The organism is Ruegeria sp. H3 (assembly GCF_056533095.1).
Window position 1 is genome coordinate 106,310 of record NZ_JBQFOD010000010.1, and the last position, 25,970, is coordinate 132,279.

At 58.6% G+C, this 25,970-nt stretch carries 22 protein-coding genes; 11 read left to right on the forward strand and 11 right to left on the reverse strand.

The window, feature by feature from the left end; translation table 11 throughout:
- Positions 1-5 precede the first annotated feature (5 nt).
- Positions 6-1,346 carry a S41 family peptidase gene (locus ACR0JE_RS13220; protein ID WP_353011140.1) on the forward strand — a complete coding sequence of 447 codons (1,341 nt, stop codon included), beginning with the start codon at positions 6-8 and terminating at the stop codon, positions 1,344-1,346.
- A gap of 48 nt (positions 1,347-1,394) precedes the next feature.
- Here the strand turns inward: ACR0JE_RS13220 and ACR0JE_RS13225 are convergent, their stop codons facing one another.
- The 3 genes from ACR0JE_RS13225 to ACR0JE_RS13235 all read right to left on the reverse strand — a co-directional run bounded on the left by ACR0JE_RS13225 (position 1,395) and on the right by ACR0JE_RS13235 (position 4,132).
- Positions 1,395-2,921, reverse strand: coding sequence for an MFS transporter (locus tag ACR0JE_RS13225; protein WP_480864484.1), 1,527 nt, complete (start codon positions 2,919-2,921; stop codon positions 1,395-1,397).
- Between the two features lie 78 nt (positions 2,922-2,999).
- Positions 3,000-3,359 (reverse strand): hypothetical protein, encoded by a 360-nt coding sequence (locus tag ACR0JE_RS13230; protein ID WP_480543993.1) that lies wholly within the window; start codon positions 3,357-3,359, stop codon positions 3,000-3,002.
- Positions 3,360-3,370: 11 nt separating this feature from the next.
- A complete protein-coding gene (locus tag ACR0JE_RS13235; RefSeq protein WP_480543994.1) occupies positions 3,371-4,132 on the reverse strand; it encodes a DUF6478 family protein in 762 nt (253 codons plus the stop codon).
- A 248-nt stretch (positions 4,133-4,380) separates the two neighbouring features.
- On the opposite strand from ACR0JE_RS13235, the gene ACR0JE_RS13240 reads away from it, so the two are divergent.
- From ACR0JE_RS13240 to ACR0JE_RS13255, 4 genes are read left to right on the forward strand one after another with little or no spacing between them, the layout of a single operon-like run.
- Positions 4,381-7,488, forward strand: coding sequence for an ABC transporter transmembrane domain-containing protein (locus ACR0JE_RS13240; protein ID WP_480864485.1), 3,108 nt, complete (start codon positions 4,381-4,383; stop codon positions 7,486-7,488).
- On the forward strand, positions 7,478-8,371 hold the full coding sequence (locus ACR0JE_RS13245) for a CPBP family intramembrane glutamic endopeptidase (protein WP_480548029.1): 894 nt from the start codon (positions 7,478-7,480) through the stop codon (positions 8,369-8,371). The genes ACR0JE_RS13240 and ACR0JE_RS13245 overlap by 11 nt, the downstream gene beginning before the upstream one ends.
- 59 nt (positions 8,372-8,430) lie before the next feature.
- Positions 8,431-9,363 (forward strand): acetyl-CoA carboxylase, carboxyltransferase subunit beta, encoded by a 933-nt coding sequence (gene accD / locus ACR0JE_RS13250; protein WP_480548028.1) that lies wholly within the window; start codon positions 8,431-8,433, stop codon positions 9,361-9,363.
- The gene (locus tag ACR0JE_RS13255) at positions 9,360-10,634 is read left to right on the forward strand and encodes a bifunctional folylpolyglutamate synthase/dihydrofolate synthase (RefSeq protein WP_480864486.1); all 1,275 of its coding nucleotides are present in this window, start codon (positions 9,360-9,362) and stop codon (positions 10,632-10,634) included. The genes accD and ACR0JE_RS13255 overlap by 4 nt, the downstream gene beginning before the upstream one ends.
- Positions 10,635-10,710: 76 nt before the next feature.
- Here ACR0JE_RS13255 and zapE read toward each other — a convergent pair whose 3' ends face one another.
- Entirely contained in the window at positions 10,711-11,769 is a 1,059-nt protein-coding gene (gene zapE, locus ACR0JE_RS13260) for a cell division protein ZapE (protein WP_480864487.1), read from the reverse strand.
- A gap of 153 nt (positions 11,770-11,922) precedes the next feature.
- Here zapE and ACR0JE_RS13265 point away from each other — a divergent pair, with 153 nt between their 5' ends.
- Positions 11,923-13,164 carry an MFS transporter gene (locus ACR0JE_RS13265; protein ID WP_480544000.1) on the forward strand — a complete coding sequence of 414 codons (1,242 nt, stop codon included), beginning with the start codon at positions 11,923-11,925 and terminating at the stop codon, positions 13,162-13,164.
- Here ACR0JE_RS13265 and ACR0JE_RS13270 read toward each other — a convergent pair.
- The 5 genes from ACR0JE_RS13270 to ACR0JE_RS13290 all read right to left on the reverse strand — a co-directional run bounded on the left by ACR0JE_RS13270 (position 13,161) and on the right by ACR0JE_RS13290 (position 17,697).
- Positions 13,161-13,781 carry an HAD family hydrolase gene (locus tag ACR0JE_RS13270; RefSeq protein ID WP_480544001.1) on the reverse strand — a complete coding sequence of 207 codons (621 nt, stop codon included), beginning with the start codon at positions 13,779-13,781 and terminating at the stop codon, positions 13,161-13,163. The two genes, ACR0JE_RS13265 and ACR0JE_RS13270, sit on opposite strands and share 4 nt — an antisense overlap.
- Before the next feature lie 143 nt (positions 13,782-13,924).
- A complete protein-coding gene (locus ACR0JE_RS13275; RefSeq protein WP_480864488.1) occupies positions 13,925-14,380 on the reverse strand; it encodes a YaiI/YqxD family protein in 456 nt (151 codons plus the stop codon).
- Positions 14,377-15,828, reverse strand: coding sequence for a Si-specific NAD(P)(+) transhydrogenase (gene sthA / locus ACR0JE_RS13280; RefSeq protein ID WP_480864489.1), 1,452 nt, complete (start codon positions 15,826-15,828; stop codon positions 14,377-14,379). The genes ACR0JE_RS13275 and sthA overlap by 4 nt, the downstream gene beginning before the upstream one ends.
- Positions 15,829-15,831: 3 nt before the next feature.
- Complete coding sequence (fghA, locus tag ACR0JE_RS13285; RefSeq protein WP_480864490.1) at positions 15,832-16,665, reverse strand: S-formylglutathione hydrolase; 834 nt, start codon at positions 16,663-16,665, stop codon at positions 15,832-15,834.
- A 102-nt stretch (positions 16,666-16,767) separates the two neighbouring features.
- A complete protein-coding gene (locus ACR0JE_RS13290; protein WP_480544005.1) occupies positions 16,768-17,697 on the reverse strand; it encodes an AEC family transporter in 930 nt (309 codons plus the stop codon).
- Between the two features lie 187 nt (positions 17,698-17,884).
- Here ACR0JE_RS13290 and ACR0JE_RS13295 point away from each other — a divergent pair, with 187 nt between their 5' ends.
- Positions 17,885-18,502 (forward strand): TetR/AcrR family transcriptional regulator, encoded by a 618-nt coding sequence (locus tag ACR0JE_RS13295; protein ID WP_170534794.1) that lies wholly within the window; start codon positions 17,885-17,887, stop codon positions 18,500-18,502.
- A 14-nt stretch (positions 18,503-18,516) separates the two neighbouring features.
- On the opposite strand, the gene ACR0JE_RS13300 is transcribed toward ACR0JE_RS13295, so the two are convergent.
- Together ACR0JE_RS13300 and ACR0JE_RS13305 are read right to left on the reverse strand one after the other, a co-directional pair.
- On the reverse strand, positions 18,517-19,218 hold the full coding sequence (locus tag ACR0JE_RS13300) for a GntR family transcriptional regulator (protein WP_480544006.1): 702 nt from the start codon (positions 19,216-19,218) through the stop codon (positions 18,517-18,519).
- An 81-nt stretch (positions 19,219-19,299) separates the two neighbouring features.
- Positions 19,300-20,664, reverse strand: a complete 1,365-nt coding sequence (locus ACR0JE_RS13305; protein WP_480544007.1) for a formimidoylglutamate deiminase — start codon at positions 20,662-20,664, stop codon at positions 19,300-19,302.
- 79 nt (positions 20,665-20,743) lie between these two features.
- Here ACR0JE_RS13305 and hutI point away from each other — a divergent pair, with 79 nt between their 5' ends.
- The 4 genes from hutI to hutU are packed head-to-tail and all read left to right on the forward strand — an operon-like array spanning position 20,744 to position 25,957.
- Complete coding sequence (gene hutI / locus ACR0JE_RS13310; protein WP_480544008.1) at positions 20,744-21,952, forward strand: imidazolonepropionase; 1,209 nt, start codon at positions 20,744-20,746, stop codon at positions 21,950-21,952.
- A complete protein-coding gene (gene hutH / locus ACR0JE_RS13315) occupies positions 21,949-23,487 on the forward strand; it encodes a histidine ammonia-lyase (protein WP_480864491.1) in 1,539 nt (512 codons plus the stop codon). The genes hutI and hutH overlap by 4 nt, the downstream gene beginning before the upstream one ends.
- A complete protein-coding gene (gene hutG / locus ACR0JE_RS13320; RefSeq protein WP_480864492.1) occupies positions 23,484-24,278 on the forward strand; it encodes an N-formylglutamate deformylase in 795 nt (264 codons plus the stop codon). Before hutH ends, hutG begins: the two co-directional genes overlap by 4 nt.
- Positions 24,275-25,957 (forward strand): urocanate hydratase, encoded by a 1,683-nt coding sequence (gene hutU / locus ACR0JE_RS13325; RefSeq protein ID WP_480864493.1) that lies wholly within the window; start codon positions 24,275-24,277, stop codon positions 25,955-25,957. Before hutG ends, hutU begins: the two co-directional genes overlap by 4 nt.
- The last annotated feature ends 13 nt before the right edge of the window (positions 25,958-25,970 follow it).

Genomic DNA, 25,970 nt, shown 5'->3' on the forward strand with positions numbered 1-25,970 from the left:
CGAGTATGAAGAGATTTGTGATGGCCGGTCTGGCCGGAACCGTGGCAGGGATTATCGCAACCACCCAGATTGCAGGCCCGCTACTGGCGCAGGAAGCCGAAAAGAAGGCCGATGTGTATCAGCAACTGGACCTGTTCGGTGACATTTTCGAACGCATTCGCGCGCAATATGTCGAAGAGGTTGAGCCCGAGGAGCTGATCGAGGCTGCGATTGACGGCATGCTCACATCGCTTGATCCGCATTCCAGCTATTTGTCGCCCGACGACGCTGAGCAGATGCGCGTGCAGACACGGGGTGAGTTTGGCGGCCTCGGCATCGAGGTGACGCAAGAGGAAGGCTTTGTCAAAGTCGTCTCGCCCATCGATGATACGCCTGCCGCGGCAGCCGGGATCGAAGCCGGGGATTTCATCACCCATGTGGATGGTGAAAGCATTCTGGGCCTGACGCTGGATAAGGCGGTTGACTTGATGCGCGGGCCTGTGGGCTCCGAAATCATCATCACGGTTGTTCGCGAAGGTGAGCCTGAGCCTTTTGATGTCACCATAATCCGTGACACGATTAAACTGACTGCTGTGCGTGCTCGTACCGAAGGCACCAGTGTCGTGTTGCGTGTAACCACGTTCAATGATCAGACCTTCCCGAACCTGCAAGCGGGTCTTGAGGAACAGATCGCCGAAGCGGGCGGGATCGATAAGGTCAACGGCGTGGTGCTGGACCTGCGCAACAACCCTGGCGGTTTGCTCACTCAAGCGATCCGAGTGTCGGATGCGTTCCTGAACGAAGGCGAGATCGTCTCGACCCGCGGCCGTGATCCACAAGATGGTGAGCGGTTCAACGCCACCCCCGGCGATCTGGCCGAAGGCAAGCCAATCGTGGTGCTGATCAATGGTGGTTCGGCCTCGGCCTCGGAAATCGTTGCGGGTGCCTTGCAGGATCATCGTCGTGCGATCGTTGTGGGCACCAAGAGCTTTGGCAAAGGCTCGGTCCAGACCGTGATGCCGTTGCGTGGCGACGGGGCGATGCGACTGACCACATCGCGCTATTACACGCCTTCGGGTCGTTCGATCCAGGCGCTGGGCGTCAGCCCGGACATCATCGTGGAACAACCGCGCCCGCAGCCCGAAGCCGAGGAGGACGAGGAGAACCCCTTCACTCGGTCCGAGGCCCAGCTGCGCGGCAGCCTGGACAATGACAGCCTGAGCGAGGATGAAATCCGCCAGATTGAAGAAGATCGCGCCAAGGCCGAAGAAACAGCCGAGCTGCGGGAAGAGGACTATCAGCTGGCCTATGCCATCGATATCCTCAAGGGCCTGTCCGCCTTCAATCCGAACGGGCCGTCTCAGTAAGGCGCTTGCCCAAAGGAAACGAGGGTCGCGCAGGGCGCGACCCTTTTTTTATTCCTCGATCTTATGCAGCTTGCTTTCGTCCAGCATCAACGCCAGCAGGATGCCCACGGATACCGAGACTGTGGAAAAGATAAAGGCCATGTTCATTCCGCTGTCAAACGCGCTGGCAATCGCGGATTTCAGGGTTTCGACTTGATCGGTATTCAGTTTGGCCAATACGGCGTGGGCGGATTCGGTGTTGAGCGTTCCGCCGTTGATGGCCCGCTGATCGGCGTCAGTCAGGGGGATGTTGGCCGCCGCCAGCTTGTCGCGCAGGCTGGACAAAGACACCACATACATGATCGCTGTAGCGCAGGCGACCGAGATGGCGCCATACACGAGATGGGTCATAAAGCTTAGCCCGCCCACAAGTCCGGCGCGTTCGGGTTTAACGGCACAGACCGCAGCGGTGCCCGATGGGCCAACCGTTAGCGTTGCACCCAGCCCGATCATCGCCATGCCGGGCAGGATTTGAAAATATCCGAAACTGGCGGGAAGAACCACGATACTGGCCGCGCCAATCGTGGCGATCAAATAGCCCCAGAACAGCAGCCGTTTGGGGCCGAAATCATTGTAGAGCGTGCCCGAGACCACTGACCCAACAGCCAGCAACAGGGTAAGCGGTGCCAGCCCCAGCGCAGATTCAAAGGTCGACCACCCCAAAACCTTTTGCATGTATTGCGGGAAATACAGCAGGCCGACAAAGGCGGCAGACACATTGAACATGTTCAGCCCCAGCGTGATCCGAAACTGTTTGTTCTGCATCATCTGAGGCAGCAGCAGCGGTTCGACCACGCGTTTTTCGACCTTGGGGAAGAGAAAGAACAAAACCGCGCTGACGAAGAACAAAAGCAGCAGGGGGACTGAGGTCCAGCCCCAATCGGCACCAACATCCAACCCGTATAGCAACAGCAGCACGGCAAAAGACAAGATAGCCATGCCTGCGTAGTCGATATGTTCACCCTGTTTGTGCTGGGTCTCGCGTTGCATCAGCAGCAGCGCGGTTGCCATGGAGATGCAGGAAAAGACGATGTTCGCCAGAAAGAAATACCGCCATTCTCCGAAGCTAACCGCCAGCCCGCTGATCATGGGGCCAAAGACATTGCCCGTGGTTACGCCGGCCAGGATCAGGCCCATCACAAGGGCACGGTGTTCCGGGCGTGAGACTTTGGTGGCCCCAAACGCCAGTGTGCAAGGCCAGACACAGCCCGCGCCGATCCCCTGCAGGGCCCGCGCGCCAATCAGAAAGTCCAGGCTGGGGGCAACAAAGCACACCACGGATGCAAACAGAAAGATCGTGAGGCCGATGATCATGATCTTTCGATGACCATACATATCACCCAGGCGGCCCCCGGCGACCATGGTCATGGCAAAAAACAGCGCGTAGATGTTTAGCACCCATTGGGTGCTGGTAATGTCAGCGTCGAAACTGTTTTCGATTGCGGGCACCAGCATTAGGGCGCCGGTGAAATCGATACCGATGCCAAATCCCGTCACCATCAATGCGGCAACTTTTACAATGCTGCTGCGATCCATATCCGCATCCTTCGTGATCCAAATGGGTCAATGATGCATGAATGAAGCCAAAAAGATAGGTTGACGGACTATTGGCGGTCAGTCGTCGCCCCGGCAAATCTGGCGAAAAGCGCGTTTGAGCATCTCCAGCTCAGCGCGCAGCAGCTCGACCTCGGTCCGCAGATCATCCGCGGCTGGTTCGCCTGCGATCACGGTGAAATTCCCCAGTTTTTGTGTAGTCGTCGTATCAACGATGACAAAACAGTGTACGCCTTCGGATAGCGCCGCAGCAGGCACAGGAACGGCCAAGGCCCACCCATCCTGGGCTTCTGTCAATGTGACCTGGGGCAGGGGCTTGCCCAGATAGCGCACCTCAACATTTGGTTTTGTTTCGGCCTCAAGATGGCCTTGCCACAGGCCGTTTTCGAACCGAAGGGGGATCAATCTGGGGTGCGTCATGGTCTGGCGTCTCACAAATCGGCGCGATGGCGGCGGCACAGGGTCAGATCGCGCAGAAGAATGCGGTTCATGCGCGGGTTTTCAAATATCACATCCAGCCAGATCTTTTCGATCCGCTGTTCATTCAGGGGCAGATGCGCCAGATCAAAATCAACAGCGCTGGGCGTTTTCGACAGATCGATCTGCCGCAACACCTGTTCGGTGTTGGGTCCGTGCTGGATATTGAGTCGCGCGAAAATTCCGGTGTCCTGCTCGCTGTTTACCAGCGCATCCAGCCGCAGCAGGTGCTGTAGGGTCAGATCGCGCGCGGCGTCGGCTGGCAATTCGATCGACAGGGACAGGAAGGTCCCTGCAAAACTGAATGCCTCAACCGACAGGCTGAACGGCGCAAGATCGGCTTCGTCGCGGTTGCGGATTTGGCGCACGGCGATCTGGGCGCGCGGACAATCGTGAAACAGGGTCACCTGCCCATCGATACCCGCCTTGCGCGGAGCTGAGGCAAGCCCGGGTTGCGCCAGTGGTCCACGCCACAAATCGGGCCGCCAGGCCCAATCCGTGCCAACGGGTTTTGGAAACTGGGCCGATCCGATCTGAGGTCGGGTCAGGCGGCTATCTGCAATATGGATCAACTTGTTCAGACTGGCCCGTAAGCCGCGCGCCTGATCGCGTTGCAGGCGCAACGCCGATTGCGGGGCATCTTGCGCCTGTTCCGCCACTTTGCGCCATCGCTGCAACGTCTTGCGGTGTATGTAGCGATCCAGAATCCTGCCCATTGTCCTATCGTCCCAAGTTGCACCTCTTTAGTCAAAGACGGTGTAGGGGACAAACCCGGAATGGCAGTATGGGGGTGAATAGTCACAAAATCCTGAAGACCCGTTGGTGCGGATCTGAATTCGGCGTGACAAAGACCCGTTGCATTCTTGTAATCAGCCGGGTCAATGCTTACCGTCTGGCACCGGGCTGAGGGTGGGTTTTCCTCGGAACCTCCGCGCAACAGATTAAGCACAGATAAGGCCAGTTCATGGAACCCACTCTGTTTTCATTCATATGGAAATATTCGAAAAAGCAGCAGCTTGTGCTGTTGGGTTTGACGGTTCTGTCTTTTCCGTTTCTCTATGCTTCGCTTGAGCTGCCCAAGCAGATCATCAACGATGCCATCGGTGCGCCTGGCGATACGGTTGCCGTCTGGGGCATCACATTCACCCAGGTGCAGTATCTGCTGATCCTGTGTTTCGCCTTTCTGGCCACAGTCATCGCCAGCGGTGTGATGAAAATGCGGATCAACACGATGAAGGGGGTTCTGGCCGAACGGATGCTGCGACGCCTGCGATTCACTCTGATCAACAGGTCGATGCGCTTTCCCAAATCGTATTTCGCGACCACCAGCCAGGGAGAGCTGGTGTCGATGATCACATCCGAGGCCGAACCGATGGGCGGACTGATGGGCGATGCCATTGCCCAGCCCGTGTTCCAGTTTGGTCAGATGATGACCATCGTGACATTCCTGTTCATGCAAAGCGTCTGGTTCGGGCTGGCCAGCATTGCGCTGATCCCGTTGCAGGCGTGGCTGATCCCCAAGCTGCAACGCCAGATCAACCTGCTGAACAAGGACCGCATTCAGGAGGTGCGCAGCCTGAGTTCTGAGATCGGCGAAAGTGCCGCGGGGATCAGTGATCTGCGGACCAATGGCGGCTGGCGCTATCGTCTGGCGCAATTCAGCCATCGGTTGGGCACCTTGTTCGAGATCCGGTTCAAGATCTACAACAAGAAATTCTTTATGAAGTTTCTCAACAATCTGATCACTCAGATGACGCCGTTTCTGTTTTATTCCGTCGGCGGCTATCTGGCGATCAAAGGCGAGATCACGGTAGGTGCCCTGGTCGCGGCGCTTGGGGCTTACAAAGACCTGAGCGGCCCGTGGAAGGATCTGTTGACCTATTACAACCAGGTGCAGGATATGTCGCTGCGCTGGGAAATCGTGACTGAGCGATTTGCCCCGGATAACATGATCCCAGAGGAGCTATTCGAGGGTGAACCCGAGACGGTCCCGCATTTGGATGGCGATATTGAGTTGCGCAATGTGACGGTGCGGGATGGGGACGGCAAAACCGTTCTTGAAGACCTTGACCTGAAGATCCCGAAAGGCGCGCGCGTGGCGATTCAGTCGACCAATTCGGCGGAGCGTACAGCGCTTGGCCAATTGCTGACGCGAGAGGTACTGCCGGTTCAGGGTGAGGTGATCATGGCCGGGCATGACCTGCGCAATCTGCATCAGGCGGTGATTGCCGCGCGCATCGGCTATGCCTATTCGCGGCCCTATCTGTTTGATGGCACGTTGGGCGACAACCTGATGATGCCGCTGCGAACGCATCCGCAGATTGATGAGGCTGGTGTAAAGGCCCCGACCCGCCGACAGATCGAATCTGCGCGCTCGGGCAATCCGACAGATCTGCTGAGCGATGAGTGGATTGATCCCGGTTTGGCAGGGCTGGACGATATCGACGATATCCGCGACTGGTGGTTCCAACTGGTCGAGGCGATGGGTATTGACGAGTTCATGTTCCGCCGAACGCTAGGATCGTCTTTTGACCCGAAACTGCATCCGAACTTGGCGCAGGACATTGTAAATCTGCGGGATACGATTGCGACGCGTCTGCGCGAAAAAGGCTTGGACAAGTATGTCCACCGGTTTGATCCGGAACAGTTCAACCCAACCGTTCCGCTGGGTGGAAACCTGCTCTATGCCGCGCCGACCCGCCAGATTTCACCCGAAAGTCTAGCCAATGACGGGCATTTTCTGTCGATGCTTCGGGCGCATGATCTGGCAGAGGAAGCGCTGAATATATCGAACGCTGTGCTGGATACGCTCAGCCGGACCTTCGGCCGGGATGGCACGGATCACCCGTTGTTCCTGCGGTTGGGTATGAGCAAGGAAATGTATCACCGCTGGTTGGACATAGATGAGCGGCGCAAGGCCAAGGGCGACGCGGGGCTCAGCGATGAAGAACAGGCCCTGCTGCTGACCGTTCCCTTCCTGTTGACCGCCGAACAAATTGGCTCGGATTTCCCGGATGAGTACAAGGACAAGATTCTTGCAATTCGGCAGGGTCAGGCCGAACAGCTACGTGGGGCGATGAACGGAATGTTTGTCCCGCTGTCCCCTGACACATATTTCCCGATACTGCCCGTGTTGGTAAATGCGCTATACGGCCGGGTTTCGGTAACGGCGGGCGCGCATCTGGATGAGATTGAGGATGTAGTTGCAGAAGCCATGAACGAGGCTGGTCTCAGACGCCGTGCTGCTGCGATTATATATGATCTGCCAGCCGGTCTGGGCGGCAACAATCTGGCCACGGTCTTTCAGGAACGCGCGGCTTTTTCCCGGGCTGGCATCAAGCGGCCGGATGTTCTCATCCTCGACAAGGCGCTGGCCAGCCACGATTCCGAAAGCCGCCTGCGAACCCGTTTGAAACTGCGCGAGTTGCTGCCCGACTCGATCATGATCTTCATGGAAGATCACTTCGCGCATCCCGAAGCCTATGACCTGTTCATCGAGATCAAAGATGGCCGGATTGATGGCGTCTCACGCACACAAACAAAGCATGAAGAAAGCACCTCGGCGGATCTAAGCCGCAAGCTCGAGATCATCTCTTCGACCGAGCTGTTTTCTGGCATCGATGCGCGTAACCAGCGCCTGTTGGCGTTTTCCGCGCAATGGTTTGATGTGGCGGCGGGGCAGCAGATATTCTCGCGCGGGCAGGCCGCTGATGCGGCCTATCTGTGCATCAAAGGCACGGCCAATCTGAACTGGGTCGATGACGAGGGCGGCAGTCGTACCATTTCGGTCGTTGAATCCGGGCGCCTGATCGGGGACTTATCCATTATCACAGGCGAACCCCGTCAGCTGGACCTGACTGCGGTGTCAGACTGTACGTTCCTGCGTATCGGCGCCGAGGAACTGCGCGCAGTCATTGAAAACGATGCAACCGTTGCAGTTCAATTGTTGCAAACGGTTGCGGGCTATCTGACCACGCTGGCGACGCGGATCAACACAGCCCGGACCCCTTCGGAAATCTTCCCGGAGGTGCCTCAGGCAATTTCGGACGAAAGCGTTGCCAATGACGCCTGAGCCCGGCGCGTATGCAGCCCATGAGGCACTGGTCGCTGAGGCACGTGCCCGGCCTGAGCTATGGCGGTTTTTGGCCGGTCTAGTCATCGTCGCTGCGCTTTACATGGCGCTGAATTCGGTGATCTTTGCACTCATCGCCGGCCTGATCCCGCCTGCGCAGGCCGAAGGGTTCTTTCGCGGATCGACTGCGGCAGGCACGTTGTTATTGCTGGTCAGCTTCGGGTTTTTGATCGTGGGTGTCGCGGCGGCGGCGCGGGTGATGCAGCACCGATCTCTAGGTCACATCCTTGGGTCACGCAATTTGGCCCTACAGCAGTTTGGGCGTGTGTTTCTGGCCCTATTGATATTGGGGTTGGTGATGTTTGCTTTGCCACCCTATGGGATGGGCGAGCCGCTGATCCAAAACCTGGCACTGCCAGTCTGGCTGATCCTGCTGCCCCTCGCTGCTTGTGCAGTTTTAATTCAAACCAGCGCCGAAGAGATCCTGTTTCGCGGCTACATTCAGCAATCGCTGGCGGCCAGATTCCAATCGCCCCTTATCTGGATGGGCGTGCCCTCGGCCCTGTTTGCAGCAGGCCACTATGCCCCCGAATTGGCCGGGGACAACGCACTCATCGTGGCTGTCTGGTCCTGTGTGTTTGGCCTTCTGGCCTCAGACCTGACAGCGCGATCTGGCACATTGGGTCCGGCCATCGCCTTGCATTTTTTCAACAATCTCATCGCGCTCGTGTTTATCTCGTTGCCGGATTCGCTGAGCGGTTTGGCGCTCTACCTGCTGCCTTTTGAGATGTCAGAGACCGATATGCTGCGCCAATGGCTGTTCGTGGATTTCGCAACAATGCTGGTCTGCTGGCTGACTGCGCGGATTGCACTCAGGCGTTGATTGCATTTCCTTCCGTTGCGTCTTATTTGACGTCAAAGCCGCTCTATTAAGGTTCCGATATGAACTGGATCACAAACTACGTCCGCCCCCGGATCAACTCGATCTTCTCGCGCCGCGAGGTGCCCGAAAACCTGTGGCACAAGTGTTCGGAATGCGGAACCATGCTGTTTCACCGCGAGCTGGCAGAAAACCAGAATGTCTGTACTCAGTGCGGCCATCACATGGCGATCACCCCGCGCGACCGGTTTAAGCATCTGTTTGATGGTGGCATTTTCACCGAGGTCGACGTGCCCGCGCCCAAGGACGACCCGCTGCATTTCCGAGATCAGAAGAGATACCCTGATCGCATGAAAGCGGCGCAGAAAAAGACGGGCGAGAAAGAGGCGATGTTGGTCGCCGCTGGTGAAATTGGGCGCACGCCGATTGTGGCGGCTGCGCAGGATTTCTCATTCATGGGCGGATCGATGGGCATGTATGTCGGCAATGCCATCATCGCTGCCGCGCAAGAGGCGGTGAAATTAAAACGCCCGCTGATCCTGTTTTCCGCCGCGGGTGGCGCGCGGATGCAAGAAGGCATCCTGAGCCTGATGCAGATGCCCCGCACCACTGTTGCGGTCGAAATGCTGAAAGAGGCGAACCTGCCTTATATCGTTGTGCTGACCCATCCCACAACAGGCGGGGTGACCGCGTCTTATGCGATGCTGGGTGATGTGCATATCTCCGAACCGAACGCGCTGATCTGTTTCGCCGGGCCGCGCGTGATCGAGCAAACGATCCGCGAAAAATTGCCCGAAGGATTCCAGCGCGCCGAATATCTTCTGGACCACGGCATGCTGGACCGCGTGACCAAACGAACCGAGATGCGAGACGAGCTAATCACCATCACCCGGATGCTGATGAACCAACCCCCGGCGATCCGGGGTGATTTGCCCGCGCCGGAGCCGGAAGAGGCCGCCGTGGACGCGCCTGCTGACGATACGGATCAGAAATGACCCCCCAAACATCTGACGCTATCCTCGACCGGATGATGGCGCTGCACCCCAAGATCATCGACCTGACCTTGGATCGTGTCTGGCGTTTGCTGGATGCGCTGGACAATCCGCAAGCCAAACTGCCACCCGTGATCCATATCGCGGGCACCAATGGCAAGGGCTCGACCCAGGCCATGATCCGCGCCGGGCTCGAAGGGGTAGGGCTTCTGGTTCATGCCTATACCTCGCCGCATCTCGCGCGGTTTCACGAACGGATCCGTTTGGCGGGCGAGCTTATCTCGGAACCCAATCTGACGGCCGTGCTGGATGAATGCTACGCCGCCAATGGCGGTGAGAATATTACCTATTTCGAAATCACCACCTGCGCGTCCCTTTTGGCTTTTGCCCGCGCGCAGGCCGACTACACGCTGCTTGAGGTCGGACTGGGCGGACGTCTTGACGCGACCAACGTGATCGATGCTCCTGCGATGACGGTGATCACGCCGGTCTCCATCGACCATGAACAATTCCTGGGCAACACGCTGGCTAAGATCGCGGCTGAAAAGGCCGGAATCATCAAACGCGGTGTGCCTTGCGTCGTTGGTCCGCAACCGGAAGAAGCGATGGAGGTCATTGAACAGACCGCTGCCCGCCTCGGCGCGCCGCTGATCGCCTATGGCCAGCACTGGCATGTGGCCGAAGAAAACGGACGCCTGATCTATCAGGACGAAACCGGCCTGCGTGACCTGCCGCTGCCCAACCTTCTGGGTGCGCATCAGATTCAGAACGCTGGCGCGGCGCTGGCCGTTCTGCGGCACCTCAACCTGGGCGATGCCGCCTACGAGGCCGCTGTCACCCGCGCCGAATGGCCCGCGCGCATGCAGCGGCTGAAAACGGGCCCTCTGGTTCAGGCCGCGCCGCAAGCCGAGCTGTGGCTGGATGGCGGCCACAACGCCGCTGCTGGTATCGCACTGGCTGATGTGCTGGCCAAACTGCCGAAACGCCCGACCCATATGATCTGCGGCATGTTGAACACCAAGGATGTCACCGGCTATCTCGTACCACTGGCCACGCAGGCCGACAGCCTGACCGCCGTGTCGATCCCCGGCGAAACCGCGACACTCAGCGCCGAAGACACCGCCGCTGCCGCGGCGAAGGTCAATCTGCGAGCCACAACCGCCGCCAGCGTTGGTGATGCGCTTCGCTCAATCGTTACTCAGGACCCACAGGCCCGCGTGCTGATCTGCGGCTCACTTTATCTTGCTGGCCATATCCTGCGCGAAAACGGCTAAGGGCATCCGCCCGCAGGGCTTCATCTGGCCAAAAACATCCCGGGGGAACCGCCAAAGGCGGTGGGGGCAGAGCCCCCTAAACGCCCCAATCCTCAGCCTGCATCTCCCTCAGGCGCGAGGCGGTGCGCTCGAATTCAAACGTGCCTTCCCCCTCGACATAAAGCATCTCGGGCTCTGCCGCGGCAGAACAGATCAACCGCACCCGAGCCTCATAGAGCGCATCGATCAAAGTGACAAAGCGCTTGGCTTCGTTGAAATTGTTCCGCGACAGGCGCGGGATGTCTTCCAGCACCAAAACCTTCACCGTTTCGGCAATCTCCAGATAGTCCGCAGGTCCCAGCATCCGGCCGCACAGATCATAAAAGGTCGCCCTGGCAATACCGTTGCGGAACTGAGGCAGCTCAACCGCGCGCCCATTGACCTGCAGCACCAGCGGATCAGCCGAACCACCGGCCAAATCGGTCCAGACCGCGCGAATACTCTGGCGGGCTTCGGGGCCAATCGGGGTGAAATAGACCGGCGCGCCCTCCAACCGGTTCTGCCGATAATCGGTGGGCGAGACCAGTTCCCACACCTGCAGCTGCTCTTTGATATGCGCGATAAAGGGCAGGAACAGCTGCCGGTTCAGCCCGTCCTTGTACAGATCATCCGGATGCCGGTTCGATGTCGTTACGACCACCACACCGCCTGCATGCAACATGTCGAACAAACGCCCAACGATCATCGCATCGGTGATATCAGTGATCTGCATCTCATCAAAAGCCAGCAACCGGACGGATTTGACCACTTCTTGCGCCACCGGTGCCAGCGCATCCTCAACACCGTCCTTGCGCGCTTTGTGCATACCTGCGTGGATTTCTTGCATGAAGGCATGAAAGTGAACGCGGCGCGCGGGAATGTCCTGCAAACTGTCGACGAACATATCCATCAACATGGATTTTCCACGCCCAACACCGCCCCACAGGTACAACCCTTTGGGCGCAGGCGGTGCTTTGCGAAACAAACCACGCTTTACCGGAGCTGCAAGTGCTGCGCGGATCCGTTCGAAATGCGGCAGCACGGCCTCTTGCGCATCGTCGCGGGTCAGCTCTCCAGCGTCGATGCGGGTGTCATAAAGCGAGATCAAATCCGTCATAAGTCAGAGCCTTACCGATGAGACGGCGACTTGAAAAGCAAGCAGTTCTGCCGATACATCAAAATTCCTTATCCTCGACCGCAAATCTGTTGAATTGACGGCCAGAGTGAATCCTGTACCGTCGGCAAACGTTTTATGGACCGGGGCCTCCCAATGCCGCATTCTGCCCGCCTAATAAATCCAATCCTGATTGTCGGATGTATCATCATCACGGTCAGTTTCGCTGTGCGTGCCTCGTTCGGGGTGTTCCAGATCCCGATTGCGGATGAGTTCGGCTGGCTGCGCACGGATTTCTCGCTTGCGATTGCGATTCAAAATCTGGCCTGGGGCATCGGGCAACCCATCTTCGCCGCGATCGCCGAAAAGATTGGGGATCGTAAGGCAATCATTCTTGGGGCGCTGACCTATGCGGCAGGCATGGTTTTGTCGGCCTGGTCTATCACCCCGTTTGGGCATCAGATGTATGCTTGGCTGGTGGGGTTTGGCATCGCGGGAACCGGGTTCGGCGTGGTCCTTGCGGTGGTTGGTCGGGCCTCATCAGACAAGAACCGGTCCATGTCTTTGGCGATTGTAACTGCGGCTGGCAGCTTCGGCCAAGTGATCGGCGCACCAACCGCCGAATGGCTTCTCACCTTCTTGCCTTGGCAACAGGTCTTCATCGTTTTCGCCATCGCAATCCTTGCCCTTGTGCTGACACTGCCCTTCATGCGTGCCCCGCAGCCGGTCAGCAAAGCCGAGTTGGAAGAAAGCATGAGACAGATTCTTGGAAAAGCGTTCCGAGATCCGTCTTATGCGCTGATCTTTCTGGGCTTTTTCAGCTGCGGTTATCAACTGGCGTTCATCACCGCCCATTTTCCTGCCTTCGTGACCGAGATGTGCGGCCCGATCCAACCCGGAGGCGTCCTGCACTCCCTGGGTATCACCACCACGTCCGCCTTGGGTGCGGTTGCGATTTCGTTGGTAGGTTTGGCCAATATCGGCGGCACGCTACTGGCCGGTTGGGCGGGCAATCATTTCCCCAAGAAATACCTGCTGGCCGCCATCTACACAGCTAGAACCGTCGCGGCTGCGGCGTTCATTCTCATGCCGATCACGCCGACTTCGGTGATCATCTTCTCAATCGTCATGGGGTCACTGTGGCTCGCCACGGTGCCTCTAACCTCGGGTCTTGTCGCACACCTCTACGGCTTGCGCTACATGGGCACGCTTTACGGTTTCATCTTCCTCAGCCACCAGATCGGAGGGTTCCTTGGCGTCTGGTTGGGCGGACGGATGTACGATGTCTATGGTGACTACACCATGGTCTGGTGGATCGGCGTCGCGGTCGGAGCCTTCAGCGCCATTGTCCACCTGCCGATCCGTGAGAACCGTAGTGCGACACCCGCTCCGGCTTAGCGGGCTTCATCGACGGTCAACAAACCCTCTGCCACCAGTCGATCTGCCCAGCCGTCCGTGCCTTTGAAGTGATGCGTCTGCCATCCACGCCCGCGTGCCGTTTCGATATTGTCGATCCGATCATCTGCAAACAAAAGTGACGCGGGCGGCAGGCCACAATCCGCTTCGACCTGCTCATAGATCGGAATATGAGGCTTCACCATCTTCATCCGGCCCGAAACATATTGCCGGTCGAACTCGTTCAGGAACGGGTAGACGGTGGTGGCATAGTCGAAATTCTGCACGCCGAAATTTGTCAATGCGAACACCGGCACGCCTTTGGCTCGCAACGCCCGCTGCAACCGGACCGAATGTGGGATTTCAGGTGCAGCAAGCTCGATCCATTTGTCGTGCCACATGCGGATCTCATCGCGCCATTTGGGGTATTTCTCAGCCCAGTCGTAGATCGTATCGGTGAAATGATAGCCCTGATCCACCAGATCGTTCATGCCGTGCAAATCAACCTCTTCGAACATGGCCCGACGGCGATCTTCGCCGATCACGCGATCATAATAGCGCTCGGGTTGCCATTCGATCAGGACATTGCCGATATCAAAGATGACCGCTTGAATGGACATGTCGTGATCCTGTGCTGAGTTCGTTCTGCGCGCCGACTGAACCAAGCTAAGCGCTCAAGTTCAAGCACCACCCGCAGCGCGCTGCGCAGCCTGCCCCAACCGGAGACGACGCATCTGTGATGCGTCGCCGCCAGGCGGGAGCCTTATGCCCGTTTTGCAGCCCTGAGTTCCCGTTCCAACGTATCCAGAAACCGAGATCGGTCGGCTTTGCCAAATGGTTTACCGCCGCCCCCTGCACCCAACGGGTTTGCCGCACGCAAGTCGGCCATCAGGTCGCGCATCGCCAGTTGCTGACCGATATTGGCAGCGGTGAACGCCTCGCCGTTGGGGCGCAGCACGCGCGCGCCGGCCTCGACACATTTTGCGGCCAAGGGGATGTCGGATGTGACCACCACATCTCCCGGCCCGCAGCGTTCGGCGATCCACTTGTCGGCCTCATCAGCCCCTTCCGAGACAATGACCACCTGCACCAAACGGTTCGCCGACGGCCGCAGCCCGCCATTCGACACCAGCACCATCGGAACCTTGTGGCGGGTTGCCACCCGCTCGGCCTCGGCCTTTACCGGGCAGGCATCGCCATCGATATAGAGCGTTGTCACGCCTTTTTTGCCTCTTTCGTCGCCGCTGGCTTCTTTTTCACCTTGAACTCGTCCGGGATCGGCATCCGGTTGAACGCGTCCAGACCGGCGATCTTGTAGGCTTCGGCCAGCGTTGGATAATTGAACGTGTTCTGGACAAAGTAGTCCACGGTGCCTTTCAGGTTCAGCACGGCCTGCGCGATATGGATCAGCTCGGTCGCGCCTTCACCGACGATCTGCACACCCAGAACCCGGCGGGTTTTCAGCGAAAACAGCATCTTTAGCATGCCATGCTCCAACCCCATGATATGCCCACGCGAGGTTTCGCGGAATCGCGCCACGCCAACCTCGTAGGGAATGCCGCGCTCCTGTAATTCCTCTTCGGACATGCCACAGGTGGAAATCTCGGGCACCGAGTAGATGCCATAAGGGTACCAGGGGCTTTCCGGCAGTGTCGGCGTTTCCAGCGCGTGGCAAGCAGCGACACGGCCCTGCTGCAGCGACGTTGAGGCGAGTGACGGATGCCCGATCACGTCACCTGTCGCATAGATATGCGGCACGTCGGTCTGATAGGTCTTGCGATCCACGTTGATCCGGTTGCGATGATCGGTTTCCAGCCCGACTGCATCCAGGTTCAACGCCGAGGTTGCGCCCATGCGACCGGCTGCAAACAGCAGCATTTCGGCCCGGACATGGCGGCCGTTCTCCAGCGTGACCTCGACATGTTCACCCGCATCTTCGATTTTCTCAACAGCAGAGCCGAGGCGCAGATCGACACCGTTTTCGCGTATCTGATGGGTGAATTCATGGATCAGGCGGCTGTCAATGAAATCTAGAAAGCTCTCGCGGGGTTCAATCAGCGTGACCCGCACGTCCAGGGCCGAGAACATGGTCGCGTATTCCACACCGATCACCCCGGCACCGATCACGATCAGTGAGCGTGGAATCTCTGCCATTTCCAGAAAATCATCGCCATCCACAACGGTCTTGCCGTTGAAAGGCACATAATCGGGGCGATAGGTCTTAGTTCCGGTGGCGATCAGGAATTTGGCTGCAGTCAGGCGGGTTTTTTCGCCCGCATCCGTTGCGACTTCGATCTCGTGCGGGCCAGTGAATGTTGCCAGCCCGTTCAGGGTTTCCACATGGTTGCGGTTGAACTGATGTTCCAACACGTCAACTTCATGATCCAGTGTCATGTGCAGACGCGCCTTGAGGTCCTCGGCGCGGATCTGGTCTTTGACCCGGTACGAGCGGCCGTAGAAGCTGCGTTCGCGCCAGCCAGAAAGGTTCAGAACTGTTTCGCGCAGGGTTTTCGAAGGGATTGTGCCCGTGTGGACCGAAACACCACCAAGCCGGTCCTTGCGGTCGATCACCAGCACACGACGCTTCAGCTTACCAGCCTGGATTGCCGCAGACCGCCCCGAAGGGCCCGACCCGATGATGATCAGGTCATAGTCATATTTGCTCATGCGTTACTCTCCGTACAGTGCTTCGGCGTGGAAGGTGATGTGGTCTTCCATGAAGGTGGAGACAAAGAAATAGGAATGATCATAGCCCGGTTGCAGACGATAGCTGGCCTGCTGGCGGCGTTCAGCAATGGCACTTGCCAGAGCTTCGGGGCGCAGCAGATCGATAAACTGATCATTGGCGCCCGTATCGATCAGGATCGGGCCGTCAAACCCAACCTCTTTCATCATCAGGGACGCATCGTGCTTTTTCCAAAGCCCTTCATCCTCACCCAGATAAGCAGCCAGCTGTTTGCGACCCCAATCCGCACCGGTCGGGTTCGAGATCGGAGCGAAGGCTGAAACCGAGCGGAACCGACCCGGAAGGTTCATCGCCAGCGTCAGGGCGCCATGGCCCCCCATGGAATGGCCCGTGATGGCCTGACGATCCATGTCGATGGCGAAATTCTCGGCCAGAAGGGCGGGCAGTTCCTCGGCTACGTAGTCCCACATGTTGAAATGCGGGGCCCATGGGGATTGCGTTGCATTCACATAGAACCCGGCGCCCTGACCCAGATCGTAGTCTTCGTGATCGGCCACGGCTTCGCCACGGGGCGAGGTGTCAGGAAAGACCACGGCAATCCCTTGCTCGGCCGCCCAGGCCTGTGCCCCGGCTTTGGTCATCGCGTTTTCATGGGTGCAGGTCAGGCCGGATAGGTACCACAGGATCGGAACCGGGCCGTCCTTTGCCTCGGCTGGAAGGAACAGGCCAAAGGTCATATCACATTGGCAAGCTGTTGACGCATGGCGATAGACGCCTTGCACGCCACCGAAACAGGCGTTCTCCGAAACGGTTTCCATCTAGTCTTATCCTCGCATTAGGGTCGGCTAAGGGCTAACGATCCAAGGGCTTCACGTAAAGCCCGGGTGCGTTCGGCGCACGTATTTTTTAAAGGATGAAAATCAGAGCGCAGTGACCCAAGCAATTACAAGCGGTACGGTCAGGATGCTGGCTACGGTCGACAACAGGATCGCTGCCGAGGCGCGATGGGGTGCGACGCCATAATGGGCGGCCAGCATGTAGACATTGCCCGCCACTGGCAGGGCGGCGGCGGCAATTGCTACGGCAGCCGGGAACGTGTCGATGGGCACCAGCCAGAGTACCGCAATCGCGACGCAGGCCGGGTGGACTACCAGTTTACAAAAGCTCAACCAGGCAGCGACCTGAATACGCTCGGCGGATTTGCCAGCCAGAGACGCCCCGATTGCAAACAACGCGCCGGGCGTTGCCGCGCCGCCCAGAATGGTGAGAAAATCGTTCAGTGGGCCGGGGACTGGTACCTGAAAGGCGGACCAAATCAGACCGGCGGAAATCGATACGATCATGGGATTCTTGAGCAGCCCTACTCCAATCAGGTGCAGAGTGGCTGGGGTCAGTTTACCATCTCGCCCCCCATTGATCAGGATCACGATGAGCGAGGAAAACACCACAAGATCAACGGCCAGAACCAACATTACCGGTCCAATAGCAGCTTCGGTCAGCAGTAACGCCAGCATCGGCAGGCCCAGAAACCCGACATTGCCGATTGCGGCGCATTGTGCCTCGACCGCTGCTGTGGGGATGTCCAGCCCTCGGAACCAGGCGATCAAGGTCGCAATCAGATAAACGGCCAGCGTTCCGATCAGATAGCCAATGATCAGGCGACCATTGAAGATCTCAGCAAATGGCAGGGTCGCGGCAAAGCGAAACAGCATCGCCGAGAGGGCAAAGAAGAACACAAATTTGGTCAGGTAAGCCGTGGCTTCGGCGCTGAAAAACCGGCTGCGTCCGGCCCAATAGCCCAGGCCGATGATCGCAAAGAAGGGCAGGGTGCGCAGAAAGATCTCGACCATGGCCTGTCCTAACATGGTTTTGGTCCGTCGCAAGTACGGACATTTGGTTTACCACCCTTAGTGAAGCGGGTCGTGCAAAGTGGTGTTTCAACAGAATTGTGAGGTCAATTCACTTGAGCATGCCGAGAATCCTTGTATCTAAACCGAACGGTTTATAAACTCGGAGCACCTCAGACTAGGAGACGACATGACCCAGACCGCTACGATCCTGCGCACAGGCCGAAAATTTGAACAGGTTCTGAGCGGGGCCCGAGAGGTTTTTATGGCGGATGGGTTTGAAGGGGCCAGTGTGGATGATATCGCTCGGGCGGCGGGCGTATCAAAGGCAACGCTGTACAGCTATTTTCCCGATAAGCGCCTGCTGTTTGTCGAAGTGGCGCAGACCGAGTGCAGCCGGATGGCAGAGCGCGTTATCGCCATGGTCGATGAGACCAAACCCGTACGTGAGGTTCTGACGATTGCGGCAACTCAGTTGGTCAGCTTTTTTGTTTCCGATTTCAACCAACAGGTCTTCCGGGTCTGCGTTGCTGAACGTGATCGTTTCCCTGAATTGGGCCGGGCGTTTTATGAGGCCGGGCCACAAAACGGGCAACGCAGGATGGCCGAGTATCTGGATAAGGCCGTGGCCAAGGGCGAGCTGGCGATCGAGGATATTCAGATTGCCGCAGAACAGTTTGCTGAACTATGTAAGGTACGCTTGTGGCTGCGTGCCGCTTTCGGGATCCAGAAAGAGTTCAGTCAGGACGAGATTGATGAGGTTGCATTGCACGCGGTCGATATGTTCCTTGCGCGCTACGGAGCCTGAAAGCTAAACCGGCGTCAATATTTTGTCCGCATCTGATAGCCCTGATGAAATGTCATCCTGACAAAGGTCACGGGTTTGTTCTGAAACCAAGTGGTGCGTTCCAACTGAAACAGAGGCGTTCCGGGCGGCACTGACAGAAACTCCTGTAGCTGGCCCGTGGCAGGTACCGCAGAGAATGCGATTTCTGCATTTGAGAACGGAATTTCGGATAAAAGCCATTCGTTCGGGCCGACAGTCAGAAAATCCTGATCGACCACATGGGGCACCGTATCCGTGTTGATCCAGCGTTCTTCGAACTGAAAAGGGCGGTTGTCCGCGTGATGCATGCAGTTCAGATGCAACACCTGTGCCCCCTCTTGCAGCCCCAGCTTGGCCTGCAGCCAGGGTGGGCAGTTGATCATATTGCGACTGACCAGAGCATAGCGGTATTCCGCATTCATATCCTCGATGGTCTGGCGTACCACGGTGATCGGCAGTTTTGCCTGTTTGACTGGGGTGGTCACAACACGGGTACCACCTTTGCGCCGACGCGTGATGATGCCCTCATTGGCCAGTTCGCGCAGGGCACGGTTGACAGTGGCGCGGGCACAGCCAAACTCGGCCGCGAGTTCCAGTTCGGTTGGTAACAGACTGCCCTGTGGCCAGATGCGTGTTTGAATGCGGTTCAGCACCTCATCCCGAATATCCTGAAATCCCATGTTCTTTTGTGCGCTCACAGCTTGTTCGGTCCTTAGTGATATTCATAAGTAATTTATGTCTGTGTATTTGCATAGGCAGAGAATTTGGCCGTCAATTGCCTAAAGCGCAGCCAAAAGGGTGCGCATCGCGTTGCGGTAGTTCGCGATGATCCTGTCACGTTGAACATGCCACCCGCTTTGAACCTGATGTCGACCTGCGGACCACAGGTCAGTGACAACATGATCTTTGGCGGCAAATACCAAACCATCCAACAGTTGATCAGGCCGCAGCGCGCAAAGCGACGGATGCTGGCTGTCAATGGCGACCAGATCAGCCAGATTACCCGGTGCGATCTGCCCTGCATCACGGGCAAGCGCTTGCGCCCCGCCTAAAGCGGCTTTGGAATACAGCGACTGCCCGACCGATCCTTCGCCCGTCACCAACACATTGCGTGACAGATCGCGCAAGCGTTGCGAGTACTCCAGTGTCCTTAATTCCTCGGTCAATGAGATCAGCACATTCGAATCCGAGCCAACGCCAAATGCACCATCCGCTGCCAGAAAGCGTGGGCCATTGAAAGGCCCGTCGCCCAAATTGGCCTCTGTCACCGGGCACAGCCCGGCCACAGCGCCGGACCGGGCCATGGCCTGTGTTTCGGCATCGGTCATATGGGTGGCGTGGATCAAGCACCAGTTGGCATCAACCGGAGCATTGGCCAGCAACCATTCGACCGGGCGGGCGCCTAGCCCGGCCTGTACTTCGGCCACTTCTTTGGGCTGTTCTGCTATATGAATATGGATTGGGCCCTGGCCCTGCGCCTGCAGGACTTCTGCCAGATCGCGCGGGCTGGTGGCGCGCAAAGAGTGTGGGGCGATGCCAACCCGGCAATCACCGGGCAGGTTCGTGGCCGCCGCGTGCGCCTGATCGACCAGTGTGCAGAACCGATTAACATCATTGCCAAACCGTTTCTGGCCTTGCTCCAAAGGGTGCCCTCCGACGCCTGCATAGGTATAGAGCACGGGCAGATGAGTCAGGCCGATGCCTGTTTCTTCGGCGGCAGCCATGATGCGGTCGCTTAGCTCAGCCAGGTGATCATAGGGTTGGCCATCCGGCTGATGATGCAAGTAGTGGAATTCGCCGACTGCCGCATAACCGGCCTCTTGCATCTCCAGATAGACAAGTGCTGCGATCGCCTGAACCTGATCCGGGTTCAAATGTGCAGTAAAGCGATACATCAGATCGCGCCACGTCCAGAAGCTGTCGCGCCCTGCGAGCCGGTATTCGGTCATCCCGGCCATGGCGCGTTGAAACGCATGGCTGTGCAGGTTGGAAAGCGCAGGCAGCAGAGTGTCGACACACGAGTCGCCAGCTTGCGGCGTGGTGTCCTGCGTTAGCGTTCTGATCCTTCCATCCTTGATCTGCACCCTCAGATTTCGGACCCAGCCCGAACCCAGCAAGGCGTTCTGTGCGAAAACGGCAGTCATGAGACTCTCCTAAATATGGATAGACAATAAACATAAATGCATATACTGGAAAAGAGAGAAATTGTGATGTGAGAGTCCCATGCAGCCCCAGGATCATCTTTTGATTGATTTGCGTGCCGCGACGATGTCAGGCGCGGATGCCTATGGGTTGATTGACGATGCCGCGATTGCCGTTCAGGCGGGAAAAATCGCTTGGGTTGGTCCGCGAGCGGATGTGCCAGATGCCTATGCGGCACTGCCTCAGCGCGCGCTCGAAGGTCGATTGGTAACCCCTGCGCTGATCGATTGTCACACTCATGTGGTGCATGGCGGCCATCGCGCGGTTGAGTTTGAGATGCGCCTGAACGGGGCCAGCTATGAAGAGGTTGCGCGCGCGGGTGGCGGTATCATTTCGACCGTGACTGCAACCCGTACCGCCAGCGTTGCCGATCTAATCGCGCAGGCCTTGCCGCGCGTGGACGCCATGATGGGCGAAGGTGTGGCGGTAATCGAGGTTAAATCAGGCTATGGGCTGGATCGAGACACCGAACTGAACATGCTGCGCGCCGCCCGTGCATTGCCGCAGCATCGTCCAGTGAGGGTTGTGACCAGTTTTCTGGGTGCACATGCTGTGCCAGCAGAGTATAACGGACGCCCCGACGCCTATATTGCCGAGGTCTGTATCCCGACGCTGCGTGCGGCCCAAGCCGAAGGGCTGGTGGATGCGGTGGATGCGTTCTGTGAGGGCATTGCCTTTCAACCTTACCAGCTGGTGCCTTTATTCGATGCGGCGCAGGAGCTTGGCCTGCCGATCAAACTCCATGCCGAGCAGTTGTCCAATCTAGGCGGGGCTAAGCTGGCAGCCTCAAATGGTGCTCTGTCGGCGGATCACATTGAATATCTGGACGAAGACGGGGCGCTCGCCATGGCCCAGGCGGGCACCGTCGGTGTGATCCTGCCCGGCGCCTTCTACACCCTGCGCGAGACGCAGGCCCCACCCATCGACTTGCTGCGCAAACACAATGTGCTGATGGCCCTGGCAACGGATTGCAATCCTGGCTCGGCTCCGATGACCTCGTTGCTGTTGACCATGAATATGGGTTGCACCCTGTTCCGCATGACACCCGAAGAGGCATTGCGGGGTGTAACCACCCATGCCGCCCGTGCCTTGGGGCTAAAGGACTGCGGCCAGATTGCCCCCGGCTTGCGCGCAGATCTGGCCGTTTGGGATGTGGCCCACCCGGCCGAGCTGGCCTATCGCATCGGATTTAACCCGCTTCATGCCCGCATCATCGGAGGTGCAGTTTGACCACCCTGACACTCACGCCCGGCGCTGTTTCACTGGCGCAGCTGGAACAGGTCTATCGCGAAGAATGCGCTGTCAGGCTGGACCCGGTGTGCCGGCCTGATATCAAAGCCGCCCATGCCCGCATTGCCGATGCGGCGGCGGGTGAGGCGGCGGTTTACGGGGTCAATACCGGCTTTGGCAAACTGGCCAGCGTCAAGATCGCGGCCGAGGACACGGCGACCCTCCAGCGCAACCTGATCCTGTCGCATTGCTGTGGCGTTGGGCCTGCCATCCCGCGGGCGCATGCGCGGTTGATGATGGCACTGAAACTGCTCAGTCTTGGGCGCGGCGCATCTGGCGTGCGGCTGGAGCTGATCGATCTGCTGGAGGCGATGCTGGACAAAGGCGTGACCCCGGTGATTCCCGCGCAGGGGTCGGTCGGTGCTTCGGGCGATCTCGCCCCGTTGTCGCATATGGCGGCGGTCATGATGGGTGCGGGTGAGGCAGAGTTTGACGGTCAGGTCATGGCGGGCGGTCCGGCATTGGTGGCTGCCGGTCTGACGCCGGTGGAACTGGGCCCGAAAGAAGGTCTGGCGCTGATCAATGGCACCCAGTTTTCGACCGCGTTTGCACTGGCGGGTTTGTTTGGAGCATGGCAGGCGGCGCAAAGCGCGTTGGTCACGTCGGCGCTCACCACCGATGCCATCATGGGATCGACTGCGCCTTTGCAGCCCGAGATCCACACTCTGCGCGGCCATCGCGGCCAGATCGAAGCAGGGGCAACCATGCGCGCGCTATTGGCTGGATCGGTGATCCGCGAAAGCCACCGCGAGGGCGATACGCGGGTTCAGGACCCGTATTGCATTCGCTGTCAACCACAGGTCGTCGGCGCGGCGATGGATGTGCTGCGTCAGGCGTCGTTAACGCTTGAGATTGAGGCGAACGCCGCCACCGACAACCCTTTGGTGTTGTCTGAAACCGGTCTGATCGTTTCAGGTGGTAACTTCCATGCGGAACCGGTGGGTTTTGCTGCTGACATGATCGCGCTGGCCGTGGCCGAGATCGGGGCGATTGCCCAACGCCGTATCGCGCTGATCGTCGATCCGGTACTCAGCTTCGATCTGCCGCCGTTTCTGACACCCAATCCGGGCCTGAACTCGGGTCTGATGATCGCCGAGGTCACCACGGCGGCCCTGATGAGTGAAAACAAACATCTGGCCAACCCCTGTGTGACGGATAGCACACCGACCTCGGCCAATCAGGAGGACCATGTCAGCATGGCGGCCCATGGCGCGCGGCGCCTGGGGCAGATGGTGACCAATCTGGAACGTATTCTGGGTGTCGAATTGTTATGCGCCACGCAAGGGGTCGAGTTCCGCGCGCCTTTGCCCACCAGCCAGACCTTGCAGGGCGTGATGGCGCGGCTGCGCGCCTTAGTGCCGCCGCTTGGTGAAGACCGCTATACCGCGCCCGATATCGAGGCCGCCTATAGTCTGATTGCCAGTGGTGAGATTGCACACAACACAGGCGTCGATATGCCGGAACTGGGCGCATGATCGATCCAGTTGAAGTCACTCAAGGCGACAGCCCCATCGTGCTGGGCCTGCCTCATACCGGCACTTATGTGCCGCCTCAGATCGAAGCCAAGCTGAACAACCGGGGCAGGGGGCTGGCAGACACCGACTGGCATATTGACCGGCTCTATGATGGGCTGATCCCCGGTGCCACGACGGTGCGCGCCACTTTTCATCGCTATGTGATCGACGCCAATCGCGACCCGGCGGGCGTGTCGCTTTATCCCGGTCAGAACACCACAACGCTTGTGCCGTTGACGGATTTTGACGGCCACGGCATCTGGGATCAGCCGCCGTCTGAGCCTGAAATCGCCGAACGCAGGGCGATGTTCCACGCGCCGTATCACGCCACCCTTGAGGCTGAACTGGCGCGGGTCAAGGCGATCCACGGGGTGGCGGTATTGTATGATTGCCATTCGATCCGCAGCCACATCCCGTTCCTGTTTAACGGCACTCTGCCAGACATAAATCTCGGCACAAATGGCGGCGTCACCTGCGCGCCGCAGATTGAGGCCATTGCCCATGAATTTGCGGCCTCCTCACCTTACAGCACCGTACTGAACGGGCGTTTCAAAGGCGGTTGGACCACCCGGCATTATGGCCGCCCTGCTAAGGGCGTCCACGCCATCCAGATGGAACTGGCCCAGTCCACTTATCTGCACGCCGAAACGGCACCATGGACTTATGACACCCAAAAAGCCGATCGTCTGCGACGTTGGCTCAAAGACCTACTCGACGCTATCCACGACACTGCATTGGAGCTTGCCCGATGACCGACCCTCGCAAAAACACGCGTGATATCTATTCGCCCACCGGCCCAGAACTGAACGCCAAAAGCTGGATGACAGAGGCACCCCTGCGGATGATGATGAACAACCTGCACCCGGATGTGGCCGAGAACCCGCATGAGCTGGTGGTCTACGGCGGCATCGGGCGCGCGGCGCGGACATGGAAGGATTTCGACACCATCGTCGCCAGCCTCAAGGATCTGGAAGAGGACGAAACGCTGGTTGTTCAATCCGGCAAACCAGTGGCCATTGTGCGGACGCATACGGATGCGCCTCGGGTGCTGATCGCCAATTCAAACCTCGTGCCGCATTGGGCCAACTGGGATCACTTCAACGAGCTCGATAAGAAGGGCCTGATGATGTACGGCCAGATGACCGCTGGCTCGTGGATTTACATCGGCACGCAAGGCATCGTACAGGGCACCTATGAGACGTTTGCCGAGGCCGGGCGTCAGCACTATGGCGGTGACCTGATCGGCAAGTGGATTCTAACGGGGGGTCTGGGCGGCATGGGCGGCGCGCAGCCGCTGGCCGCTGTATTTGCCGGTGCCTGCTGTCTGGCGGTCGAGTGCAACCCGGACAGTATCGATTTCCGTCTGCGCACCAAATACCTGGATGAAAAGGCCGAGACGCTGGACGAAGCGTTGGAGATGATCGACCGCTGGACCAAGGCGGGCGAGGCCAAGTCGGTTGGCCTGTTGGGCAATGCCGCCGAGATATTCCCCGAGATCTACGCGCGGATGCGTGCCGGTGGCATGCGTCCCGATATCGTCACCGACCAGACCAGCGCACATGACCCGGTCAACGGCTATCTGCCCATTGGCTGGACCATGGCGCAGTGGAAGGACAAGCGTGAAAGCGATCCAAAGGCTGTCGAGAAAGCCTCACGCGCGTCGATGAAGCGACACGTCGCCGCCATGGTCGATTTCTGGAATGCAGGCGTTCCGACTTTGGATTACGGCAACAACATCCGGCAAGTGGCGCAGGATGAAGGTCTGGAGAACGCCTTTGCCTTCCCCGGTTTCGTGCCCGCCTATATCCGCCCTTTGTTCTGCCGAGGCATCGGTCCGTTCCGCTGGTGCGCGCTGTCCGGTGATCCGGAAGATATCTACAAAACCGATGCCAAGATGAAAGAGCTGTTCCCAGAGAACACCCATCTGCACAACTGGCTGGATATGGCGCAGGAGCGGATCGCCTTCCAGGGCCTGCCAGCGCGTATCTGCTGGATCGGATTGGGTGATCGTCACAAGGCCGGATTGGCCTTCAATGAAATGGTTCGGAACGGGGAGTTAAAAGCACCCGTGGTGATTGGTCGGGACCATCTGGACAGTGGCTCAGTCGCTTCGCCGAACCGCGAGACCGAGGCGATGAAAGATGGCTCGGACGCCGTGTCGGATTGGCCGTTGCTGAACGCACTCGTCAATACCGCATCGGGCGCGACTTGGGTCAGCCTGCACCATGGCGGAGGGGTCGGTATGGGCTTTAGCCAGCATGCGGGCGTGGTGATCTGTGCTGACGGTACCGACGCAGCTGCGAAACGTCTGGAGCGGGTGCTTTGGAACGATCCGGCCTCGGGCGTCTGGCGTCATGCTGATGCGGGGTATGACATCGCTAAGGAGTGCGCCCGCGAGCATGGGCTGCGTTTGCCGGGTATTCTGGGTTGATCGTAGGCAAGAG

What these genes read in the sequence shown, in the direction of transcription:
- ACR0JE_RS13255 (WP_480864486.1), top strand. Translation starts at nt 9,360, where the DNA reads ATGACCCCCCAAACATCTGACGCTATCCTCGACCGGATGATGGCGCTG.
- ACR0JE_RS13305 (WP_480544007.1), bottom strand. Translation starts at nt 20,664, where the DNA reads ATGACTGCCGTTTTCGCACAGAACGCCTTGCTGGGTTCGGGCTGGGTC.
- hutU (WP_480864493.1), top strand. Translation starts at nt 24,275, where the DNA reads ATGACCGACCCTCGCAAAAACACGCGTGATATCTATTCGCCCACCGGC.
- ACR0JE_RS13225 (WP_480864484.1), bottom strand. Translation starts at nt 2,921, where the DNA reads ATGGATCGCAGCAGCATTGTAAAAGTTGCCGCATTGATGGTGACGGGA.
- sthA (WP_480864489.1), bottom strand. Translation starts at nt 15,828, where the DNA reads ATGAGCAAATATGACTATGACCTGATCATCATCGGGTCGGGCCCTTCG.
- ACR0JE_RS13265 (WP_480544000.1), top strand. Translation starts at nt 11,923, where the DNA reads ATGCCGCATTCTGCCCGCCTAATAAATCCAATCCTGATTGTCGGATGT.
- fghA (WP_480864490.1), bottom strand. Translation starts at nt 16,665, where the DNA reads ATGGAAACCGTTTCGGAGAACGCCTGTTTCGGTGGCGTGCAAGGCGTC.
- ACR0JE_RS13245 (WP_480548029.1), top strand. Translation starts at nt 7,478, where the DNA reads ATGACGCCTGAGCCCGGCGCGTATGCAGCCCATGAGGCACTGGTCGCT.
- hutG (WP_480864492.1), top strand. Translation starts at nt 23,484, where the DNA reads ATGATCGATCCAGTTGAAGTCACTCAAGGCGACAGCCCCATCGTGCTG.
- hutI (WP_480544008.1), top strand. Translation starts at nt 20,744, where the DNA reads ATGCAGCCCCAGGATCATCTTTTGATTGATTTGCGTGCCGCGACGATG.
- ACR0JE_RS13295 (WP_170534794.1), top strand. Translation starts at nt 17,885, where the DNA reads ATGACCCAGACCGCTACGATCCTGCGCACAGGCCGAAAATTTGAACAG.
- accD (WP_480548028.1), top strand. Translation starts at nt 8,431, where the DNA reads ATGAACTGGATCACAAACTACGTCCGCCCCCGGATCAACTCGATCTTC.
- ACR0JE_RS13230 (WP_480543993.1), bottom strand. Translation starts at nt 3,359, where the DNA reads ATGACGCACCCCAGATTGATCCCCCTTCGGTTCGAAAACGGCCTGTGG.
- ACR0JE_RS13290 (WP_480544005.1), bottom strand. Translation starts at nt 17,697, where the DNA reads ATGGTCGAGATCTTTCTGCGCACCCTGCCCTTCTTTGCGATCATCGGC.
- ACR0JE_RS13235 (WP_480543994.1), bottom strand. Translation starts at nt 4,132, where the DNA reads ATGGGCAGGATTCTGGATCGCTACATACACCGCAAGACGTTGCAGCGA.
- zapE (WP_480864487.1), bottom strand. Translation starts at nt 11,769, where the DNA reads ATGACGGATTTGATCTCGCTTTATGACACCCGCATCGACGCTGGAGAG.
- ACR0JE_RS13240 (WP_480864485.1), top strand. Translation starts at nt 4,381, where the DNA reads ATGGAACCCACTCTGTTTTCATTCATATGGAAATATTCGAAAAAGCAG.
- ACR0JE_RS13220 (WP_353011140.1), top strand. Translation starts at nt 6, where the DNA reads ATGAAGAGATTTGTGATGGCCGGTCTGGCCGGAACCGTGGCAGGGATT.
- ACR0JE_RS13270 (WP_480544001.1), bottom strand. Translation starts at nt 13,781, where the DNA reads ATGTCCATTCAAGCGGTCATCTTTGATATCGGCAATGTCCTGATCGAA.